The organism is Limnoraphis robusta CS-951 (assembly GCF_000972705.2).
The window spans coordinates 59,254-78,082 of record NZ_LATL02000068.1 but is presented as its reverse complement, the minus strand read 5'-3'; the positions used below and the strand labels follow the sequence as shown (position 1 = coordinate 78,082).

The 18,829-nt window shown below is 41.0% G+C and carries 16 protein-coding genes and 1 pseudogene; 3 read left to right on the top strand and 14 right to left on the bottom strand.

What is annotated here, in order from left to right:
* Positions 1-520: 520 nt before the first annotated feature.
* Complete coding sequence (locus WN50_RS05865; RefSeq protein WP_152964717.1) at positions 521-964, top strand: gamma-glutamylcyclotransferase family protein; 444 nt, start codon at positions 521-523, stop codon at positions 962-964.
* Here WN50_RS05865 and WN50_RS05860 read toward each other — a convergent pair.
* From WN50_RS05860 to WN50_RS05845, 4 genes are all read right to left on the bottom strand, one after another.
* The gene (locus WN50_RS05860; RefSeq protein ID WP_046279175.1) at positions 961-1,533 is read right to left on the bottom strand and encodes an anti-sigma factor family protein; all 573 of its coding nucleotides are present in this window, start codon (positions 1,531-1,533) and stop codon (positions 961-963) included. The genes WN50_RS05865 and WN50_RS05860 overlap by 4 nt on opposite strands.
* Before the next feature lie 170 nt (positions 1,534-1,703).
* Entirely contained in the window at positions 1,704-2,363 is a 660-nt protein-coding gene (locus WN50_RS05855) for a sigma-70 family RNA polymerase sigma factor (protein ID WP_046279174.1), read from the bottom strand.
* A gap of 304 nt (positions 2,364-2,667) precedes the next feature.
* Positions 2,668-2,955: a WGxxGxxG family protein gene (locus tag WN50_RS05850; RefSeq protein ID WP_046279173.1), complete on the bottom strand. Its 288-nt coding sequence runs from the start codon at positions 2,953-2,955 to the stop codon at positions 2,668-2,670.
* A gap of 309 nt (positions 2,956-3,264) precedes the next feature.
* On the bottom strand, positions 3,265-3,930 hold the full coding sequence (locus WN50_RS05845) for a phosphoribosyltransferase (protein WP_046279172.1): 666 nt from the start codon (positions 3,928-3,930) through the stop codon (positions 3,265-3,267).
* Positions 3,931-4,047: 117 nt separating this feature from the next.
* Here WN50_RS05845 and WN50_RS05840 point away from each other — a divergent pair, with 117 nt between their 5' ends.
* Positions 4,048-4,746: a uracil-DNA glycosylase gene (locus WN50_RS05840; protein ID WP_046279171.1), complete on the top strand. Its 699-nt coding sequence runs from the start codon at positions 4,048-4,050 to the stop codon at positions 4,744-4,746.
* A gap of 204 nt (positions 4,747-4,950) precedes the next feature.
* On the opposite strand, the gene WN50_RS05835 is transcribed toward WN50_RS05840, so the two are convergent.
* The 10 genes and pseudogenes from WN50_RS05835 to WN50_RS05795 form a co-directional block, all read right to left on the bottom strand.
* On the bottom strand, positions 4,951-6,306 hold the full coding sequence (locus tag WN50_RS05835) for a hybrid sensor histidine kinase/response regulator (RefSeq protein ID WP_046279170.1): 1,356 nt from the start codon (positions 6,304-6,306) through the stop codon (positions 4,951-4,953).
* Positions 6,303-8,924: a hybrid sensor histidine kinase/response regulator gene (locus WN50_RS05830; protein ID WP_049558360.1), complete on the bottom strand. Its 2,622-nt coding sequence runs from the start codon at positions 8,922-8,924 to the stop codon at positions 6,303-6,305. The genes WN50_RS05835 and WN50_RS05830 overlap by 4 nt, the downstream gene beginning before the upstream one ends.
* 98 nt (positions 8,925-9,022) lie before the next feature.
* Entirely contained in the window at positions 9,023-10,027 is a 1,005-nt protein-coding gene (locus WN50_RS05825; RefSeq protein ID WP_152964716.1) for a BMP family protein, read from the bottom strand.
* 50 nt (positions 10,028-10,077) lie between these two features.
* Positions 10,078-10,914, bottom strand: a complete 837-nt coding sequence (locus WN50_RS05820) for a GNAT family N-acetyltransferase (RefSeq protein WP_046279169.1) — start codon at positions 10,912-10,914, stop codon at positions 10,078-10,080.
* A gap of 29 nt (positions 10,915-10,943) precedes the next feature.
* Positions 10,944-11,519: a 3'-5' exonuclease gene (locus WN50_RS05815; protein ID WP_046279168.1), complete on the bottom strand. Its 576-nt coding sequence runs from the start codon at positions 11,517-11,519 to the stop codon at positions 10,944-10,946.
* Positions 11,516-11,701 (bottom strand): annotated as a pseudogene (locus WN50_RS31855) (RNA 2'-phosphotransferase); the annotation flags it as partial. The gene WN50_RS05815 and the pseudogene WN50_RS31855, both read right to left, overlap by 4 nt.
* 271 nt (positions 11,702-11,972) lie before the next feature.
* Positions 11,973-12,308 carry a hypothetical protein gene (locus WN50_RS05810; protein ID WP_046279167.1) on the bottom strand — a complete coding sequence of 112 codons (336 nt, stop codon included), beginning with the start codon at positions 12,306-12,308 and terminating at the stop codon, positions 11,973-11,975.
* 247 nt (positions 12,309-12,555) lie between these two features.
* Positions 12,556-12,894: a hypothetical protein gene (locus WN50_RS05805; protein WP_046279166.1), complete on the bottom strand. Its 339-nt coding sequence runs from the start codon at positions 12,892-12,894 to the stop codon at positions 12,556-12,558.
* 188 nt (positions 12,895-13,082) lie between these two features.
* The gene (locus WN50_RS05800; protein ID WP_046281049.1) at positions 13,083-15,155 is read right to left on the bottom strand and encodes a prolyl oligopeptidase family serine peptidase; all 2,073 of its coding nucleotides are present in this window, start codon (positions 15,153-15,155) and stop codon (positions 13,083-13,085) included.
* A gap of 48 nt (positions 15,156-15,203) precedes the next feature.
* Complete coding sequence (locus WN50_RS05795; RefSeq protein ID WP_046281050.1) at positions 15,204-16,076, bottom strand: SDH family Clp fold serine proteinase; 873 nt, start codon at positions 16,074-16,076, stop codon at positions 15,204-15,206.
* Between the two features lie 1,079 nt (positions 16,077-17,155).
* On the opposite strand from WN50_RS05795, the gene WN50_RS05790 reads away from it, so the two are divergent.
* Complete coding sequence (locus WN50_RS05790) at positions 17,156-18,523, top strand: ABC transporter substrate-binding protein (protein WP_046281609.1); 1,368 nt, start codon at positions 17,156-17,158, stop codon at positions 18,521-18,523.
* Positions 18,524-18,829 lie beyond the last annotated feature (306 nt).

Genomic DNA, 18,829 nt, shown 5'->3' with positions numbered 1-18,829 from the left:
GTAAGGGTTGTCAATGAATCAGTAATCCAAAGCCGTGAGGCTTGGAGAATCCCCTTTCTTTAGAAATGGGGAGTATGTCAATAAGCTAATATATAAGCTGAAACTCCATTTAGGATTTTGGAGTCAATTATTCCCCCCTTAGCTGCCAGGTAAATTTCAACTCAAAAACGGCTGATCGTGTTGAAAAGTACCTGAAAAATCCTCAGCCTTTAGACAGGTTATTAGAGGAACTTTCTCCTAATTTGGCTCCCTCTACTTTAGTTAAATTAATATGGGTTGTCGGGTGGGTGACAACGGATAACTTAATTGTTGAAATCGGCAATTTTTTGATGTTATCCACCCCACTTGAGGCGTCCCTTTAACCTAGAGACGACAGGTTTATGAATCAAAAATCCCCCTTCGTTTATGGAGGGAACTGTCAACCCAATACCCTTGTAGAAGCTTTCTTGTTCTGTATATTGACAAATCTTAATAAATATGATATCTAATAGCTTCTTGAATAATCTGGGGATCTGAGGGGATGCAAGAAGATTTGATTCACATTTTTGTCTATGGTACGCTCAAACCGGGTGAACGCAATTATCAGCGATATTGCGCCAGTCGAGTGATTCAGGAACAGGCGGCGATCGCACAGGGTCAACTGTTTGACTTATCATTAGGCTATCCGGCGATGAGAGAAGGGGAAGGCTACGTCTGCGGAGTCATCCTTTCGTTTACAGATGCCTCAATTTTTGCTGATTTAGATCCCTTAGAAGATTATCAACCTCATCGCCCGCCTGAACAAAATGAATATCAACGCCAAAAAATCCAAACCTTCTGCCCCGACGGAGAACCCTTAAAGGTTGCCTGGATTTATCTGATGAATACTGCTAAAATTCAGCAATATAATGGCGTTTACCTCCCTGATGGCAACTGGAGTTCAGAAGTTCACGCCGAACAGAAAAGACACAGAATTGAGAATTAAGGGTTAGAAATCGGGGGTTTAGGAATGGGAATAATCGGTTGATTGACTGTAATACTTGCCGCATCAGATCGAATCATCGGAACAATCGGCTCATTCAGGGCAATTTTGAGGGGTTCAGGAGCAGTATTCGGTTGAGAAGCAAACTGCGGAATTCGAGAAAAACTGCCAAAAGTTACACCCGATACAGCAGCTATAAATAGAGCAGCAATTGCCGTTCCACTCCAACCCACCAGGCGGTGAGTTCGACGAGTATTGACCTCCTCAAAGACCTGTTGAGCGAGTAGATCGGGGGTAGATTGTTGAGAACTTGGCACGGGCATACTCTGCCACTGAGAACTAAGCTGTAGCAGTTGGTTATAGCAGCTTTTCACCTGGGGATCAGTCGCTAACCACTGTTCGACTTGGCGACGTTCTTCTGCGTTCGCCTCACCATCAATGTAGGCACTGAGCAGTTCATAGTGATAGTCGCTCAGTTCGCCATCAGACGGATGTTGCATTTGTCCTTCCCTGTTTAACGCTGGGTTGTTGTTTTTTTCCTGATGGTTATAGGACTCAAAGTTCGGCTTCATGGTAACACCTCCCCGGAAATTTAGGTGAATGAAATTAAAATCATTGAACAAATCTATTATTGTTGAAATTTGGGGAGAAAAGCGCTTGAGTGATACATTTTGATCTCTTAACGATTTTACTAAATAGCCTATCAATCTCCGATTAAGGAAATCTGCCTTTACAGATTTTTCTAGCTATTTAGATAAGGTTGTAACTGACTTTGTAAGCGTTGACGCGCTCGGGCAATTCTCGATTTAACCGTTCCGAGAGAAACCCCTGTAATTTCAGCGATTTCTTCGTAGGCTAAACCCTCAATTTCCCGCAAAACAATTGTCGTGCGAAACACTTCGGGCAAATCAGCGATCGCCTCATGTAGACAATCATAAAATTCTCGGGTACTCAGATCATCATCTGGCCCTGGGCGTTCAGCCGGAATCTCCCACTCAACCTCACCATCTTCAATACAACGGGGTGCATCGAGGGATAGAGGCGGTTTGACCCGTTTGCGCTTGCGGAGTTCGTCATAAAACAGGTTGGTGGCAATTCGACTCAACCAGCCGCGAAACTTAGCGGGTTCTTGGAGACGTTTGATATTGCGATAAACGCGAATCCAGATTTCTTGAGCCAAATCGGAACGATCTTGCCAGTCTGGAGCCAAATGGTACAATACCTTATCGACATGAACTTGATACCGACGCAGGAGTTCAGTAAAAGCTGCTCGATCGGGTTGTACTCCTTCCTGACATCGCAAGATCAGGTCATAGTTAGAGAGCTTTTCTGGGGGCAATAACACTTGTTGAGGAACGGTCGCCTCAGCCGCAGACCAGGATATAGATATGGTTTCACTCATGGATGGAACTTGGCTCATCAAACATTCCCTTTCAACTGACGTCAGCCAAGTTCCGTATGTTCCCCAATTCTAGCTCAGGGTTGATAGTCCGTCTGAGAACCCCCCAATATTCATGTTGAATTCAAAAAATTAAGGAGAGGTGTTTGTTACCTCTCCCATGATCATGGTTATTCAATTCGTTTCCCCAAGGAGTCATAAGGAGTGAGTTAGGTTGAGCGCAAGCAAAACCCAACACAATCAATCGAGTTGTAAAATTCAAAATGTGGGTCAGAAGCGCAACTTAATAGAAACCTCGTAGGAGCGGTTATTCACGGTAGCCAGTAGTCGTACCCGTGCGAGTTACATTAGGCTCACGGTAGCGCACATCATCATTATCGCGCTTCTTGCCAGCTAGACCTGCCAGACCCGCCAGACCGAGTAGACCCAGCCAACCCCAGTCAAAATCATCGTCAGACTCAACATAATTAGTAGTCGGGATTCTGTCATCGGTTGTACCCGTTTGAGCAGAAGCTGGGTTAACCATAGGCAGAATGCTGAGGCTCAAGGACAGTGCGCTAACGCCGACTAGCTTAGTTAGATTAGAAAATTTCACGATTTGTTATCTCCTTTCGGATTAGTGTTTGCTGTAAAGTATTTGCTGATAGCTCTTGGTTTAAAGAGTTAACCAGCTTTGATCTGTGATCACACTATTTAACAATAACGAATCGCTAGGGATTCTCAATCAACCCTCCGCTAGAACTTGTTGACTCCTTAACTCTTACTGAAGAGATAGATCAAGCCAGAAATCAGCTCAATAAAAAACAGTCTATCCGGCATTTACTCTGATTTAAAAGGCTTTTATTTCAAGAAAATGATCTGAATTTTTATGCTGATCAAAAATCTTTAACGACTGATCACTACTCTAAAGCCATTCGGTTTGACGCTTTAAATGAGCGATCGCCATTTCAGTTTCAACTTGAGAAAATTCTTGGTAAAATCGACTAACGCTGAAAAAAAGACGGGGTGATTTTAAAACTATCAGGCGATCACAGCACCGTTGTAGCGTTTCTAGCAAATCTTGGGGAGCAACGGGTACACCGATCCAAATTTCGCTGGGGTTTTTGTATTTCAGAGATTTAACCGCTACGGCGATCGTTAAGCCTGTGGCAATCCCATCATCTACAATAATAGTTAAAGCCTTCTCAGGGCTAATTTCAGGACAATAGGGCGAAAATTGTGCCAACTGATCTAAGGCTTTACCATGAGCTTGATGTAACAGGGTTTGCCGGAGATCCAAGTTCGGGGGGCGGCGTTTGGGAGACCATAGCACATAGCCTTCTGCGGTAACGGCACCCAAGGCGAGTTCGGGGTTATCGGGATGAGTGATTTTTTTAGCAACAATGACATCTAGGGGACAGTTTAGACGACGAGCCACAGGTTCAGCAACGGGTAAACCGCCTCGGGGAAGGGCGTAGACGATCAGGCGATCGCTTTGTTTGGGGGGATAGAGGGTTATTTGTTGCTCAATGGCTTCGGCGAGTTCCTGGCCTGCCTGTGTGCGATCGTCAAAAGGGGGGGTTGAGAACATGATCGGCGAACAGTATCTTTCTTAATCTTAATATTGATCGCCGAACTTGAGAGTTGCAACTGAATCGGTCTAGACTTAACAATGTTTCTATATACTGTGACTTCAGCTTTTAAATTTATGTCGGATGATCAACAACTCAGTTTATTTGATTTTGCCGAGTCGGGTGCTACTCCTACTCCAACAAATGTTAATCGGGATAAAATTCCAACAGATGCTGAGGTTGCTATTCCTCCAGGAACTTACCAAAATTTAGATGAAATTGCTGCTGATTGTAATCAATGTCATCGTTGTGTACTGGGAAATAATCGCACAAATGCTGTGATCGGACGAGGAAATCTTCAAGCTGCAATTATGATTGTTGGGGAAGCACCGGGTCAAAATGAAGATGAACAAGGTTTACCGTTTGTTGGAAAATCCGGTCAACTGTTAGATAAAATTTTAGAATCTGTGGGTTTGAGTACCGAACGAGAGGTTTATATTTCTAATGCCATTCGTTGTCGTCCGCCGGAAAATCGCACCCCAACGACTCAAGAAATAGAGGCTTGTAAACCTTATTTATTAGAACAAATTCGCTTAGTTAATCCGCAGATTATTTTGTTAACGGGAGCGACAGCAGTTAAGTCGTTATTAGCAGAAAAACAAGGGATTACTAAAATTAGGGGTCAGTGGAGAGAATTGGAAGGACGCTTATGTATGCCGATTTTTCATCCGGCTTATTTGCTCAGAAATCCTTCAAAGGAACCGGGAAAGCCCAAATGGTTGATGTGGGAAGATATTCGAGAAGTTCGCCGAAAGTATGATGAACTGATGGCGTAAAAAATGATTAATATCATGTCCGGATAATTAGTGATAAAAAACTTTCTCCTTCTCCTCCTCTTTCTTCTTCTTGATTTCCTCCTGACTCCTGACTCCTGACTCCTGACTCCTCTGTTGTTTATTTATAACTGTTCAACCGGACATGATATAAGATTGAGCAGTTTTTATCTGACTATTCGATAGGGGATTGACATCTGATTGATTTTATTCAGAACAGATGGGAAGTTCGATGATAAACTCTGCTCCTTTTCCGGGTGAAGAAACACAGTTGAGTTTCCCCTGATGTTTTTCGACAACAATTTGACGAGAAATTGATAAACCCAAGCCTGTTCCTTTTCCAATAGGTTTAGTGGTAAATAAATAACTAAAGATTTGGTCTTGGAGAGTTTCAGACATTCCTAAGCCATTATCTTTAATGGAGATGATTACTTGCTGATTTTGTTGATCTTCCCAAGTTGTAAGGGTTATTTTCGGGGGATTCATCGAATGATTTAAGGCAGCGTTTTCGACGAGACTATTGTCATCTAAAGCGTCAATAGCATTAGCGATTAAATTCATAAAAACTTGATTCATTTGTCCCGGATAACATTCAACTAAGGGTAAATTTGCATAGTCTTTGATAATCTGGATTTCAGAACGATTTTTATTGGCTTTTAAGCGATGTTTTAAGATAGTTAGAGTGCTTTCAATGCCTTGATGTAGGTCAAAATGAACTTTCTTAGAAGTATCGGAGTGGGAGAAAAGATAGAGACTTTTACTAATATCGTGAATGCGTTGTGTTGCTTCTTCGAGAGAGACAATAACTTTGGGAAGATCATCTTTTATATATTCTAACTCGATTTCTTCAGCATGAGTAGTAATAGTGTCTCCAGGACTCTTAAACTGCTGTTGATAGAGGTGTAAATGTTCAAGTAAATCTTGAATATATTCGGTGGCGTGTTTTAGGTTTCCTGTCAAACAACTCAGAGGATTATTAATTTCGTGGGCTACTCCCGCCACCAGTTGACCTAAAGCTGACATTTTTTCACTTTGAACTAACTTAATTTGAGACTGTTGTAAGTCAGCTAATGCTTGGGAAAGTTCAGCCGTGCGTTCGATAACTTTTTGCTGTAAATTTTGATTCTGTTCCTCCAATTTTTGATATAAAGCTTGAATTTGCAAATGAGTGGTTACTCTTGCTAAGACTTCTTCATGCTGAATGGGTTTTGTAATGTAGTCAACGCCACCAACTTCAAAGCCTTTAACTTGATCTTCAGCACTCGCTAAAGCTGTCATAAAGATCACCGGAATATCTTCAGTTTCGGGGTTAGCTTTTAGACGACGACAGGTTTCAAACCCATCAATTCCCGGCATTAATACATCTAATAAGATGAGATGAGGATGAGCAAATTGAGTCCGTTTTAAGGCACTTTCGCCATCTTGAGAGACGAGAACGGTTAAACCGCAAGTTTCTAAATAATCAACGGCAATTTTTAAATTGGTTGGATGATCATCAACAATCAAGATTGTATAATCTTGTAAGTTAATTTTCTTAGAAGGTGGAGCGGTGTTTTTTTTCATTGTTCCTCTCCCAAGTCTAAATATTTTTCAATTAAATTGATGATGGCTTTTTCTTGAAATCCTTGTGCTAATTCAGTAATTTTCTGAGCAAAAGGAATATATTTTTCATCAAGTTTTTCTAAATGACTAGCTTGCTGTCGAATTTTGGTCATGCTACCCAGCATTGCTAAATCGTAGAGAACCTTCATTTCTTCAATATCGGGAACAACAAACTCGCAGTTAGATGGCGTTTCACTGCTGATTTCTGGTGTAAAAGTTTCTCCTGAAGTCGTATCATAAATCCATTCTAGCTGCAAATGTTCGGCAATCATTGACAGGAGTTGTTTTTCATCTACAGGTTTGGGAATAAAGCCATCACATCCGGCTATTACACTGCGTTTAAAATCGGGTTGCATGACACTTGCAGAAACGGCAATAATTTTAGTATCTTTAATTTCGGGATTTTCTCGAATCTCTTTAACCGCTTCAAAACCACTTTTAACGGGCATGACTAAATCTGTTAGAATTAAGTCGGGTTTAAACTGTTCTGTTTGGTCTATGGCTTGCTGACCATCTTCTGCTAAAATAATCTCAAATCCTAACGGTTCAAGCATATCCTGCAAGACAGCCATATTGGCTTTTTTATCATCAACAATTAAAACCTGACGGCGTTTTCCTTTATATCCAGTAATGTTATCAACTGTTTCTAAAGGAGAAGAATATAAAACTTGAACGACTGGAAAATTAAGGTCAAACCAGAAGGTTGAACCCTGATTGAGTTGACTTTTAACCTGTAGTTTACCCCCCATCATTTCCACTAATTGACGTGAAATGGCTAACCCTAAACCTGTTCCTTCTGATCGACGTTTAACGTCTCCCACTTGTTCAAAAGCTTGAAAGATTTTATCGAGTTGATCTAAACTCATCCCAACTCCAGTATCTATTACTTCAAAACGTAATCGGACTGTAGAGGATGAAGAAGGTATTGATTTTTCAAGTACACTGAGTTTTAAGGTTACGCTGCCGTTATCCGTAAATTTTACTGCATTTCCCAGCAGATTAAGCAAAATTTGTCTGAGGCGTTTTTCGTCGGCGATAATACCTTGAGGTAAATGAGGATCGGCTTGATAATGAAAGATAATATCTTTTTCTACAGCACGCATCTGGATAATCGCAACCACACTATCAATTGTACTCGCCAGATTAATATTGCTGGTATAGAGTTCTAATTTTCGGGCTTCAATTTTTGAGAAATCTAGAATATCATTAATTAAAGTCAAAAGGTGATTGCCACTTTTTAGAATAACATTTACGCCTTCAAGTTGACGGGAAGTGATTGTGCGATCGCGTTGTAAAATTTGAGCATAACCTAAAATTCCATTCAGGGGTGTTCGCAGTTCATGGCTCATATTTGAGAGGAATTCACTTTTAGCAAGGTTTGCGACTTCGGCTTTTTCTTTAGCTTGGGCTAACTCTCCTGTTCGTTCTTCAACTCTGATTTCTAATTCTTGATTGCTTTGAGCTAATGCTTGAAAAGACTCTTGTAATTGTTGCGCCATTTGGTTAAAGGCTTGTGCTAAAATTCCGAGTTCATTGCTGAGGTTAATATTCACCCTTTCCTGAAGATTTCCCTGACGAATATTAGCCGCCGCTTGAGTGAGAATCTTCAGAGGATAAACTAACCGTTGTGAGAGAAAAATGCTTACCCAAACTGCACTCAAAATCGACAGAACTAACAATCCAATCATGCTAAGAATTAAGCGACGCACAGGTGCATAGGCTTCCTTGATGGGCAGTTCAACAATAACATTCCAGTAAGTATTCTTAACGGGTGAGATCGCCCCTAAAACTTCTTGTCCGCTTAAACCTTGATAGGTGATTAAAGAATTGTCTTGATTTTCATTTAATTTTTCAAGAAAATTTCGCTCTGAAATACTGTCTAATCTATTGATTTGGGTAATACGATGATTTTTAGCAATCAAAACATCCCGATGATCCAGGATATAAGCATAGCCTGTTTTTCCCACTTCAGTTTGGGAGACAACAAAATCTAAAAACTTGAGATTAATTTTAGCCAGCAATACACCATCAACTTGATCTAATGAGTTGCGGATGGGAACCGCTAAAGTCGTGATCAGGGCTTGTGTTTCTGGATAAATTTTCACTAAATCTACATAGTTTTCTTGCTGTTTAAATGAGTTGATAAATAGGGGAGTCTCTTGAAAATTCCCAAGCTTCACTTCTGTATAAGGAGAATAAACAGCAACCGGATCGCCTTTTGAGTTGAGAATTGCCATCATTTCATAGGCATCATTATAACGACTTAAGCCTTCAAGCAATTTTTTTTGAGAAGCGGGAGAAAGTTCTGTAAAACCTCGTACACGGGAAAGAAAAAGCAGTTTTCCCTGTAAATCATTGATGTAACTTTCAATCCTATTTGCAGCTATTTTTGATCGCTCTTGTTGCAAAATTTGAGATTGTTTAAGCTGAGTTTGTGAACTGGAGTAAATCAGAATACTCCCTGTCGTTAATAGGCTAGAAACTATCAAAAAGATAATGCTAAAACGGAGTTGCTGGGCAATAGAAGATTGCTCGGATCGTTTGACTTTCAGGTATCTTGGGAGGTCAAGTTTGTTCATAAGTCATCGTTTCGGGTCACTTAGGGGTCAGCCAGGGAACTCGAAAATAGCCCCAAGCGAGCGTCTTTTGATTAATATTTCTAGCTTATCCTAAGTTTTTAAGGTGTGATATCAATCTCACCATTGACGACTTGTTCTCGAATTTGGCTAAAGGTCTGTTTTTGTTGTTCTGTAAGCAAGTCTCGGAAGGGTGCAAACTCGTAAATTCCCTCTTTGAGTCCAAATTTGTAGAGTGTTCCTTGCCAACGTCCTTCCTGCACTAAACCACTGGCTTTCAGTAATAGAGCGGGAAAATCATGCAGAACACTGGTAATCATCCGATCAGGAGCAAGTTCATACATATCTTTTATCCAACCAATCATATAAACTTCTGGATTTTGTTTGAGAACTTCTATCGCGGCAACTCCAGCTTCATCTGCATTAATCGTAAAAACATCAACCCCTTTTTTGACTAAATTTTGAGTGACATTTATTGCTTTTTCTCCATCTGTCCAAGTTTGCAAATATTCGATATAAACTTCAATATTTGGATTGATTGCTTGAGCGCCTCGCTGATAAAGTGTGGCAGCTTCTACAGGCATTTGATAGTCTGCACCTGCCACATAAGCGATTTTATTCGTTTGGGTTTTCATCGCCGCAATTACACCTGATAAATAACCCACTTCTCCGGCTCTAAAAGAGATCGCACCTAAGTTTTTATTATTCCCTGGGTAGGTAGCAATTACAGCAAATTTAGCGCGAGGAAATTCTACAGCTACGGTTTCAATAGCGCTGAGATATCCACCTCCAGCCGCGATGAGAAAATTATAACCCTCTTTAGTATATTGTCGCAGGACTTCTTCACCTTGATCAGCAGTAACATATTCTGAATAGGCGATTTTAGCGTTATATTTTTGTTCGATTTTTAGGAGTCCTTCATAGCATCCTTGATTCCAGTTTCCATCCGTTTTAGAACCCGATAATAAAATAGCAACTTTAAAAGCAGAAGGATTATCCGCTTCCGGTTGAGACGGAGAATCTAGACTTGTATTAAAACAGCTTACTAAGACAAATGTGACTACAGCCAGAAGGAAATAGCGAAGTATTGGCAAAGGTTTCAACATGGAAGTAAGAAGGGTTAAGTTGATTGAATTTTGAAGGAAAACTCATGTTATTATTTAAACTGATAAATGTTCCAATCGCAAACAGGTTGATAGCCAATGGTTTTATAAATATGATTGGATGTGGGATTTGCTAAATCCGTATAAAGGTAGCAAGCCTGATAACCTTGATTGAGTAATTGTTGACTGAGAGTGGCAACACAAGCGCTCGCATAGCCTTTTTTTCGGTATTCTGGAGGGGTATAAACTGGCCCTATTCGGCTTGAATTTTGAGTGGCTTCAGTTGCGGAAGCCATCGAAACCGGAACTTCATTTTGCCAAAGATAAATGTGATTTTGAGATAAATGATAATCAACAGTTTTTTCAATACTCGTGGGTTCAGAGGGTGCCGCTTCTTGAATAAATTGCTCATACCAATTGAAGAGTAAAGCGCGATCATTTTCTGTTGCTAAACGCAAAAAACCATTCACTTTCGAGATAGCTTCAACCTGTTTGAGTTGATGAATTCTCAAGTGCATTTCTATTTCATAAGCCTGATGCGTTAAGCTGTGCCATTTTTGAGCGAAAGTTTCAGTTTCAGCCGTTAAACCGCTCACTCCAGGTAATGATATTTGCTTTTCATATAAATCTTGGGCGATCACTTCAATAGCGGCAAAATTTTCAATTTTTGAAAGGAGAAAATTATAAGGAGGAGTTCTCATCGCAACCGCTAGAATTTTACCTTCTTCTTCTACTGTAGCTAAATAGGGTTCACTTCCATATCTTTCCGGTGAATGAATTAAGGTTTGACTAATTCCTAAGAGTAAGTTATGTTCTGCTTCATACCGCAGTAAATAGTTTTTAGCTTGTTGATAAAATAACTGAGGATTATCAAAATGATTAATTTTCATCGTTAACCTTTAACTCCTTAATATAAGACTTAATTCTGTAACTTTTTAACGCCTAAAATATAAGGCATTAATTTCACAATATTACGAGTATCATCAATTCCTCTATGATGAGTTCCTTCTAGGGTAATTCCTGCCATTTTTAAAGCTTCAGCCATACCATAATGTCCTTTTAAATTTTGACTCTTGCTAAACATTTTTTTGAGATTAATATGAGGATAATCTATCGGAAAAAACAAGTGATGAAACTGACTATCTTGTTCAAATTGTTGGCGATCATATTCTCCCCAAGACCCCCAAATAAAACGAAAATCTGAATATTCAGACAACCAAGTTTTAAAATTTTTAACCGCTTCAGAATAGCTGGGAGCCTGATCAACTTGGGCTTGAGTAATAGAGGTTAATTGATGGCAAAAATCTGTTAAAATTGGATGACGAACGGGTTTAACAAAGGTCTGAAATTCCCGAACGGAAGTGAGGTTTTGGGTCTCAACTATTACCGCCCCTATTTCGATAATTTCCATCTGATTACGAGGAATCGTTTGGCGATCGCAACAGGTGGCTTCCAAGTCAATCACTAAACAATAATCATAGTTGTTAATATTCATTTTTTTGAGTCTAAATTAAGGCGAGTTAAGTATTCCGGCGGAACCTGTTCAACTAACCACACTCCATTATCAGAACAATAAAATGTGTAACCATCCTGATACATTTTAACCGTATTCACTTGAAAAATAACGGGATGACCCTTTCGCATTCCGACTGCTTTTGCTGTGGCGATATCGGTTGATAAATGAACGTGATAAAGTTTAAAATAAAGTCTATATTAAGATTAATCCAAAACTGAGTGCAAACGTCTCGCTTGCTAGATAGCTTTTTATCCTGTCAGTTTCAAGATTTGAGTTCTGTTTAGAAAGATAGAATATTGGGAGGACAATAGCCGAGGTGGAAATCCCTAGAAGTCAGTTTATGTGATGAATTGGAATTCAGGGAATCCCAGAGGACAATCAAGGGTTATTGTTTTTGAATTCAGGGGAAAACCACCTCGTTGAGTTGATTGATTAATCTTCGGATTCAAAGACGGTTTGACTGGGATTAATCAAGGATTCTAATTGAGCTTTTGATAGCGATTGAATTGGATAAGCAACTGCAACAATCTCAGAAATTTTAATCAACCAAACTGTGCGTTCGTATGGCTCATCTTCCCAACCTTCTTCCTCAGTGGGAATATACAGATTAACGAGTTCCAAAAATTCATCATCCAGAGCAGATGGAATTCCAAAAAATCTGCCACAGGATGACACGACCTGCACTTCATTCCCCTGTTGGAGAGCCTCCTCTAGTCGTTGATAGAGAAGATTAGGTTTCGGGTTGACTTTCTGTGAGAAATTGCTCACTGTTTAACTTGCCTCAGTTCAGCATAGAACGACTATCTTCATTATATTACATTGATAATACATTTTCAACGAAAAGTCAAGGTTAATTCTACCTTCTCAGCAATATTTTTTAATGCTTCATAATCAGCTTCATAATGGACTCTAAAATAGAGACGACCCAATGGGTTGTCTGGGGTTGGTTAGACTGTATACAGTTTGAATGAATTGACCGCAATGGGCGATCGCACCGAGCAATTTCCGCTAATTTTTAGTCTTCGTCAAGAGCCGGAAAAGCTTCTTCCAACAACCACAATTCATCTTTATTTTCAATAAACCAACTCCGAGTTTCTGGGATGAGTTGTTCCCAAACTTCTTCTATGGGTAAATGAGGAGAAGCATAACGATATTTCTCTCCTAAAATTTTAAGATTTTCCTCAACTTCAACAGGAATACCGAATTCTTGCCAATCTGCATTCACCACCCGACCCGTAATTCCGCCACTGGGATCAAAAATGATTTGTGCGGCTCGGATCAAGTCGGCAAAGTGCTTCTGTTTGAGTCCGGTTCGTTCCTGAATGGTTAGCGCTTCTGGATGGCTTTGGGTCATTTTTCGGTCTCGTGTGTGGCCTGGTCTTCACTCTTCATTTTACAATACGATCGCCCTCGATCCTGACTTTTTCTTAACATAAATTTTAGAAAGCAACTGTTCAGGTCTATTGCTCATTATAAATCTTATTATAATCACCATATTTTGAGTTAAAGAGCGGCTCGAGCCGCTGCCAATCCGTTAATTTTCTACAGATTAAAACTCGGATTCATTTCAAATACCTTCACCAAAAATCCAAACTCATCGGCTAATTCTTCGATAATTTTTGCCGTCGGTTTACCCGCCCCATGTCCGGCTTTCGTTTCTATCCGAATTAACACCGGATTTTCCCCCACATGAGCCGCTTGTAATGCCGCAGCAAACTTAAAACTATGAGCCGGAACCACTCGATCATCGTGATCAGCAGTAGAAATTAAAGTCGCAGGATAAGCCGTTTCCGGTTTCAAATTATGCAAGGGAGAATAGGCGTAAATCGCGTTAAAATCTTCAAAATTATCCGGTGAACCATATTCAGAACACCAAGCCCAACCGATTGTAAACTTATGAAAACGCAACATATCCATCACCCCGACTGCGGGTAACGCCGCCCCAAACAAATCAGGGCGTTGAGTCATACAAGCCCCCACCAATAAACCGCCATTACTTCCACCCGAAATCGCTAATTTTTGCGAACAAGTGTATTTGTTGTTAATCAGCCATTCCGCCGCCCCAATGAAATCATCAAAGACATTTTGCTTCTTGTTTTTTGTACCTGCTTGATGCCATTCTTCCCCATATTCACCCCCACCTCGTAAATTGGGAATCGCATAAACCCCACCCATTTCTAACCAAGCCATTCGACTAATCGAAAAATTCGGTGTTAAGGAAGCACTAAACCCACCATATCCATACAAAATAGTCGGATTATTTCCATCAAGCGATAAACCTTTTTTGTGAGTAATAAACATCGGAACTTGAGTTCCGTCTTTACTCTGATAAAAAATCTGTTGGGTTTCGTAATTTTCCGGGTTAAAATCAACTTCTGGCTGACGATACAGACGGCTTTCTCCTGTTACCATATCATAGCGGTAAATGGTCGTCGGAGTCGTAAAACTGGTATAAGCATAAAAGGTTTCTGTCTCGTGACGTTTGCCGCCAAATCCGCCCGCAGAACCAATACCCGGTAACTCCACCTCTCGCACAAAAGATCCATCAAGATTTAAGATTTTAATTTGAGTGTGAGCATCTTTGAGATAAAAGGCGATAAACTGATGATTGAGAACATTAATTCCTTGCAGCGTATCCTCGATTTCGGGGATAATTTCAGTTTGAGTTTTGCTGTTAATATCAAAGGAAATCACTTTCCCTTTGGGTGCGTCTAGATCCGTTTGTAACCAAAACTGATGATCTTGATAATCAATAAAACCATATTCCGCTTCAAATTCGCTAATCAGTTCAACAACGGGCGCATCCGGTTGAGTTAAATCTTTGTAGAAAATCAGATTTTTGGGTTCAGATCCTCGCCAAACGGAAATGATCAAATATTTGCCATCTTCTGTCACCGAACCACTAAAGCCCCATTCTTTTTGATCGGGACGTTCGTAAATTAAAATATCCTCGGATTGCGGCGTACCCAAACGATGATAAAATAATTTTTGATAATAGTTAGCATCTTCGAGTTTCGTGTTTTCGTTAGGTGAGTTGTAGCGACTATAAAAAAAGCCTTTGTGGTCGTGAGTCCAAGACGCTCCTGAGAACTTAATCCACTTTAAATGATCATCAAGATCTTGTTTGGTATTAATATCTCGAACTTTCCAGTCTTGCCAGTCGGAACCCGAGGTAGAAAGCCCATAAGCCATTAAATTTCCATCTTCACTCAGAGCAATTCCTGACAAGGCAACGGTACCATCTTCAGACAAAGTATTGGGATCGATCAGAACCTCCGGCTGATCGTCTAAATTATCCAAAACATACAAAACACTTTGATTTTGCAAACCGTCATTTTTGAAGTAAAAATAGCGATTACCCTGCTTAAAAGGCGTGCTATATTTGGCGAAATCCCAAAGTTGAGTCAAGCGTTGTTTCAGTTGTTCTCGGGCTGGAATGTCTTGCAGATAGCCAAATGTCACCTGATTTTGGGCTTGAACCCAGGCTTTGGTTTCTTCCGAGTTCGGATCTTCTAACCAACGATAAGGATCAGCCACTTTGATCCCGTGATAATCATCAATTTGATCGGCTTGGCGAGTGGTCGGATAAGGTCGAGAAAGTTGGGAGTCTAACATAATTTAGCCTGTCGGTAACGGTTGATCTCAAGTGTTCGTCGGTAAAAACTAGCGTCTATCTGACTTTTCAGCCCCTTCAGGCAAAGCCGGAGGTTTGTAAGGCATGGGAATGTATTGTACAGTCGGACGGTTGCCTCGCGGCTGAGGATACAAATCCATCAGATAATAAATTGATTTTGGCAATCCTGGAGTTACAGGTAATCCCAGTTTTTCCGCATCTTCTACCATAATCGGACAATCGTGAGTAATCCGACCTGTGGTTAGGGCATCAATCACCCCATCAATGCGGCTGGGGTCAATTTTTTGTTCAGGGATGTTATCTTCGAGCAGAGTTCTAACAAACTTTTGCACTTGGCGAATTGCTTTGCGAGAAATATCAGCCATAATCAGCGTTTGATCATCAATTTCGCTAATCGGTTTATCTTCAAGAACTTTTAAGATACTAGCCGCCGGAAAATTTCCCAACTGCGGATCAACCGGGCCTAAAACTGCGTTCTCATCCATGACAATTTCATCAGAGGCCAAAGCCAACATCGTTCCCCCACTCATGGCATAGTGAGGCACAAACACCGTTACTTTAGCTTGATGGCGAATTAAAGCGTGAGCAATCTGTTCAGTGGCTAAAACCAAACCGCCTGGAGTATGCAGAATCAAATCAATCGGAACATCAGGGGGAGTGAGGCGAATAGCCCGGAGAACTTGTTCAGAGTCCTCGATACTAATATAGCGCGATAGCGGAATCCCAAACAAACTGATAGACTCTTGGCGATGAATCAGCAAAATCACGCGACTTTTACGCTTCTGTTCTAATTCTCGAATCGCTTTGATCCGACGCGACTCAATCGAACGTTTCTGAATCACGGGTTGCAAAGAGCTAATCACTAGAAAAACCCAGAACAAATCAAAAAGGCTAAAATCCATAGCAAGCATGATCTGATGTCAGAACCTTCATCGAAAATTTTGGGTCTGAAACCCCGTCCTTGTAGGACGGCTTTATATCTTATAATAGTAGTGGTAACATACCCACCCAGACGATGGAGACATAAAGCCTAACACCAAAGCTTGCTTGAATGAGCAACGGCGAAGAAAAATCGGCAGACTGGGATAAGAGGATAGGGCAATGGGTAGTCCACCCCTAGAATCAAATCTAAACTAGGAATTCTCTTTGAGAGACTTCTACGCATAAGAACCGCAGGACTTGCGGGGATAGTCTGGGTCGCGAACGTAAGACCATAAAACTCCGAATCGGGTAGAGGCTGTTGCTACGAAACAGAAACCGCGCATCGTGAGGTTTAGGAATCACCGTCCGTTCACGGCGGTGAGGATGTCAATTTGCCACCCGTTGAGTCTGAGAGATTATAACATCTGCGATTCGCAATTGTGACAATTTTATGACCTGCACAACAGTCAAGAGAAAAGCCTAGAGGGTTTGTTATCTTAAGAGTCGTAACACCCATAACACCCCCTATGTACCGCTCTCACTTCAGGAGCGGTGTTTTTTTGCCCAAATTTCAGTCTTGACCACTGCAATCTAGAAATATTGTGACAATTTCTCAACTAGCACAAGCTGGAGTCTCAGACCGGGTTTAGCTCTGCTACTCTGGTAGCCGTAACACCCATAACACCCCCTATGCACCGCTCTCGCTTCAGGAGCGGTGTTTTTTTTCAGAAAATTTGTGGCATTTTTAGAAATGGATGCGGTCTCAAAAACTAACGAATGAGGCGTGCATGACCGATTACTCCTCTATCGATGCCTAGAAATTAGCTTAGTCTTTACCTATACAAACTATATAACAGATAATTCTGTCCAATCAAGTCTATGGGAGCAAGAATTGCAGGAAAAAGCCGAAAAAAGTCTTAAACTCATGTTTTTCCTGTTTTTCCCCTACAGTTCAAGTTGAATAAGGACTGTAACTTAAGAGAACAGGTTAGTGGTAAAACTCTGGCTGTGTTGCTCTTTATTTTTCAAATCGCTAAAGTCTAGTCAGGAGGAGAACAAGATGTGGGAAGCTCAAACCAAGAGAGTGATTATTCAAGTTGACAAAATTTGCTATTCTTGCCGTCGGTATCGTAGCCTTTTGAGCTATACAGGCTTACTCCTGAGTTTATCGGTATTGACGGTAGCCTGTACTCCGCAAACAACGGAAAATCCAAATATTTCCACCCCTCGCGAACCCCCCTCCAAAGGAACCGTGACGATTTTAGGGGCGATGACTGGGGCGCAGCAGGAAAAGCTAGAAGCCGCACTCACCCCTTTTGTCAAAGAAACCGGAATCGAGGTGATTTATCAAGGAACCGAAGCTTTCAGTACCCTGCTTCCCGTGCGGGTTGACGCGGGAAATCCACCCGATATTGCGATGTTTCCCCAACCCGGTTTGATGGCAGAATTTGCTCGAAAAGGTTTGCTGGTTCCCCTTGAAACGGTGATCGATAGAGAAACTCTCACTCAAGCCTTTTCTCCGGACTGGTTGGCTTTAGGAACCGTCAATGGCAAAATCTACGGAATTTGGTATAGGGCCTCGGTTAAAAGTTTGGTGTGGTACAATCCCAAAGCCTTTCAATCAGCCGGATACCAAATTCCCAAAACCTGGGACGAATTAGAAGATCTTTCCGATCAAATTGTCGCTGATGGCGGCGTTCCTTGGTGTTTGGGAATGGAAAGCGGCGATGCGACCGGATGGGTGGGTACGGATTGGATTGAAGATATTCTCTTGCGAACCTCTGGGCCTGAAGTTTATGATCAGTGGGTTCAAAACAAAATCCCCTTTAATTCTCCCCCCATTAAAGAAGCCTTTGAAAAATTTGGTCAAATCGCCCTCAATCCTAAATATGTTGTTGGCGGTACTGTTGGTGTTGTTACCATTCCCTTTGGTTTATCTCCCAATGGCTTATTTACTGATCCGCCAGAATGTTATATGCACCGTCAAGCCAGTTTTATCAGCAGTTTTTTCCCTGAAGGTGTCGTACTCGGTGAAAATGTCGCTATTTTTCCCTTACCGCCGATTAACGAAGAATTTGGCTTGCCGATCTTAGTCGGTGGCGATGTCGTCGCTATGTTCAATGATACGCCCGCAGCTCGTCAGTTAATGCAATATTTAGCATCGGTAAAACCTCACGAAATTTCAGCGCAAATGGGGGGTTATATTTCCCCGCACAAAGGGGTGAGTTTAGACCTTTATCCCGATCCCGTCAGTCGCCAACAAGCTGAGATTTTATTAAATGCTGATTTAATTCGCTTTGATGGTTCGGATCTGATGCCTGCAAATGTTGGCACTGGCACATTTTGGCTGGGCATTATGAAGTATGTTGACGGTCAAAATGTCGATACGGTTTTGATTGATATCAATCAAAGTTTGCAGAAAAAATAAAGCGCAAATCCGATTGAAACGTTGAATGAAAGCGTGAAAATATTCACGCTAAAAACACTTATAAATGAGCTAATATACCATCTTTATATGAAATGATATCATGTCCGGATAATTAGTGATCAAAAACTTTCTCATAATCCGACTCTTTCTTCTTCTTTATTTCCTCCTGACTCCTGACTCCTGACTCCTGACTCCTGACTCCTCATAATTAGTGATCAAAAACTTTCTCATAATCCGACTCTTTCTTCTTCTTTATTTCCTCCTGACTCCTGACTCCTGACTCCTGACTCCTGACTCCTCATAATT

Bases quoted from the DNA above. Each gene is read 5' to 3' on its own strand.
- WN50_RS05865 (WP_152964717.1), top strand. From the start codon at position 521: ATGCAAGAAGATTTGATTCACATTTTTGTCTATGGTACGCTCAAACCG.
- WN50_RS05860 (WP_046279175.1), bottom strand. From the start codon at position 1,533: ATGAAGCCGAACTTTGAGTCCTATAACCATCAGGAAAAAAACAACAAC.
- WN50_RS05855 (WP_046279174.1), bottom strand. From the start codon at position 2,363: ATGAGTGAAACCATATCTATATCCTGGTCTGCGGCTGAGGCGACCGTT.
- WN50_RS05845 (WP_046279172.1), bottom strand. From the start codon at position 3,930: ATGTTCTCAACCCCCCCTTTTGACGATCGCACACAGGCAGGCCAGGAA.
- WN50_RS05840 (WP_046279171.1), top strand. From the start codon at position 4,048: ATGTCGGATGATCAACAACTCAGTTTATTTGATTTTGCCGAGTCGGGT.
- WN50_RS05835 (WP_046279170.1), bottom strand. From the start codon at position 6,306: ATGAAAAAAAACACCGCTCCACCTTCTAAGAAAATTAACTTACAAGAT.
- WN50_RS05830 (WP_049558360.1), bottom strand. From the start codon at position 8,924: ATGAACAAACTTGACCTCCCAAGATACCTGAAAGTCAAACGATCCGAG.
- WN50_RS05825 (WP_152964716.1), bottom strand. From the start codon at position 10,027: ATGTTGAAACCTTTGCCAATACTTCGCTATTTCCTTCTGGCTGTAGTC.
- WN50_RS05820 (WP_046279169.1), bottom strand. From the start codon at position 10,914: ATGAAAATTAATCATTTTGATAATCCTCAGTTATTTTATCAACAAGCT.
- WN50_RS05815 (WP_046279168.1), bottom strand. From the start codon at position 11,519: ATGAATATTAACAACTATGATTATTGTTTAGTGATTGACTTGGAAGCC.
- WN50_RS05805 (WP_046279166.1), bottom strand. From the start codon at position 12,894: ATGACCCAAAGCCATCCAGAAGCGCTAACCATTCAGGAACGAACCGGA.
- WN50_RS05800 (WP_046281049.1), bottom strand. From the start codon at position 15,155: ATGTTAGACTCCCAACTTTCTCGACCTTATCCGACCACTCGCCAAGCC.
- WN50_RS05795 (WP_046281050.1), bottom strand. From the start codon at position 16,076: ATGGATTTTAGCCTTTTTGATTTGTTCTGGGTTTTTCTAGTGATTAGC.
- WN50_RS05790 (WP_046281609.1), top strand. From the start codon at position 17,156: ATGTGGGAAGCTCAAACCAAGAGAGTGATTATTCAAGTTGACAAAATT.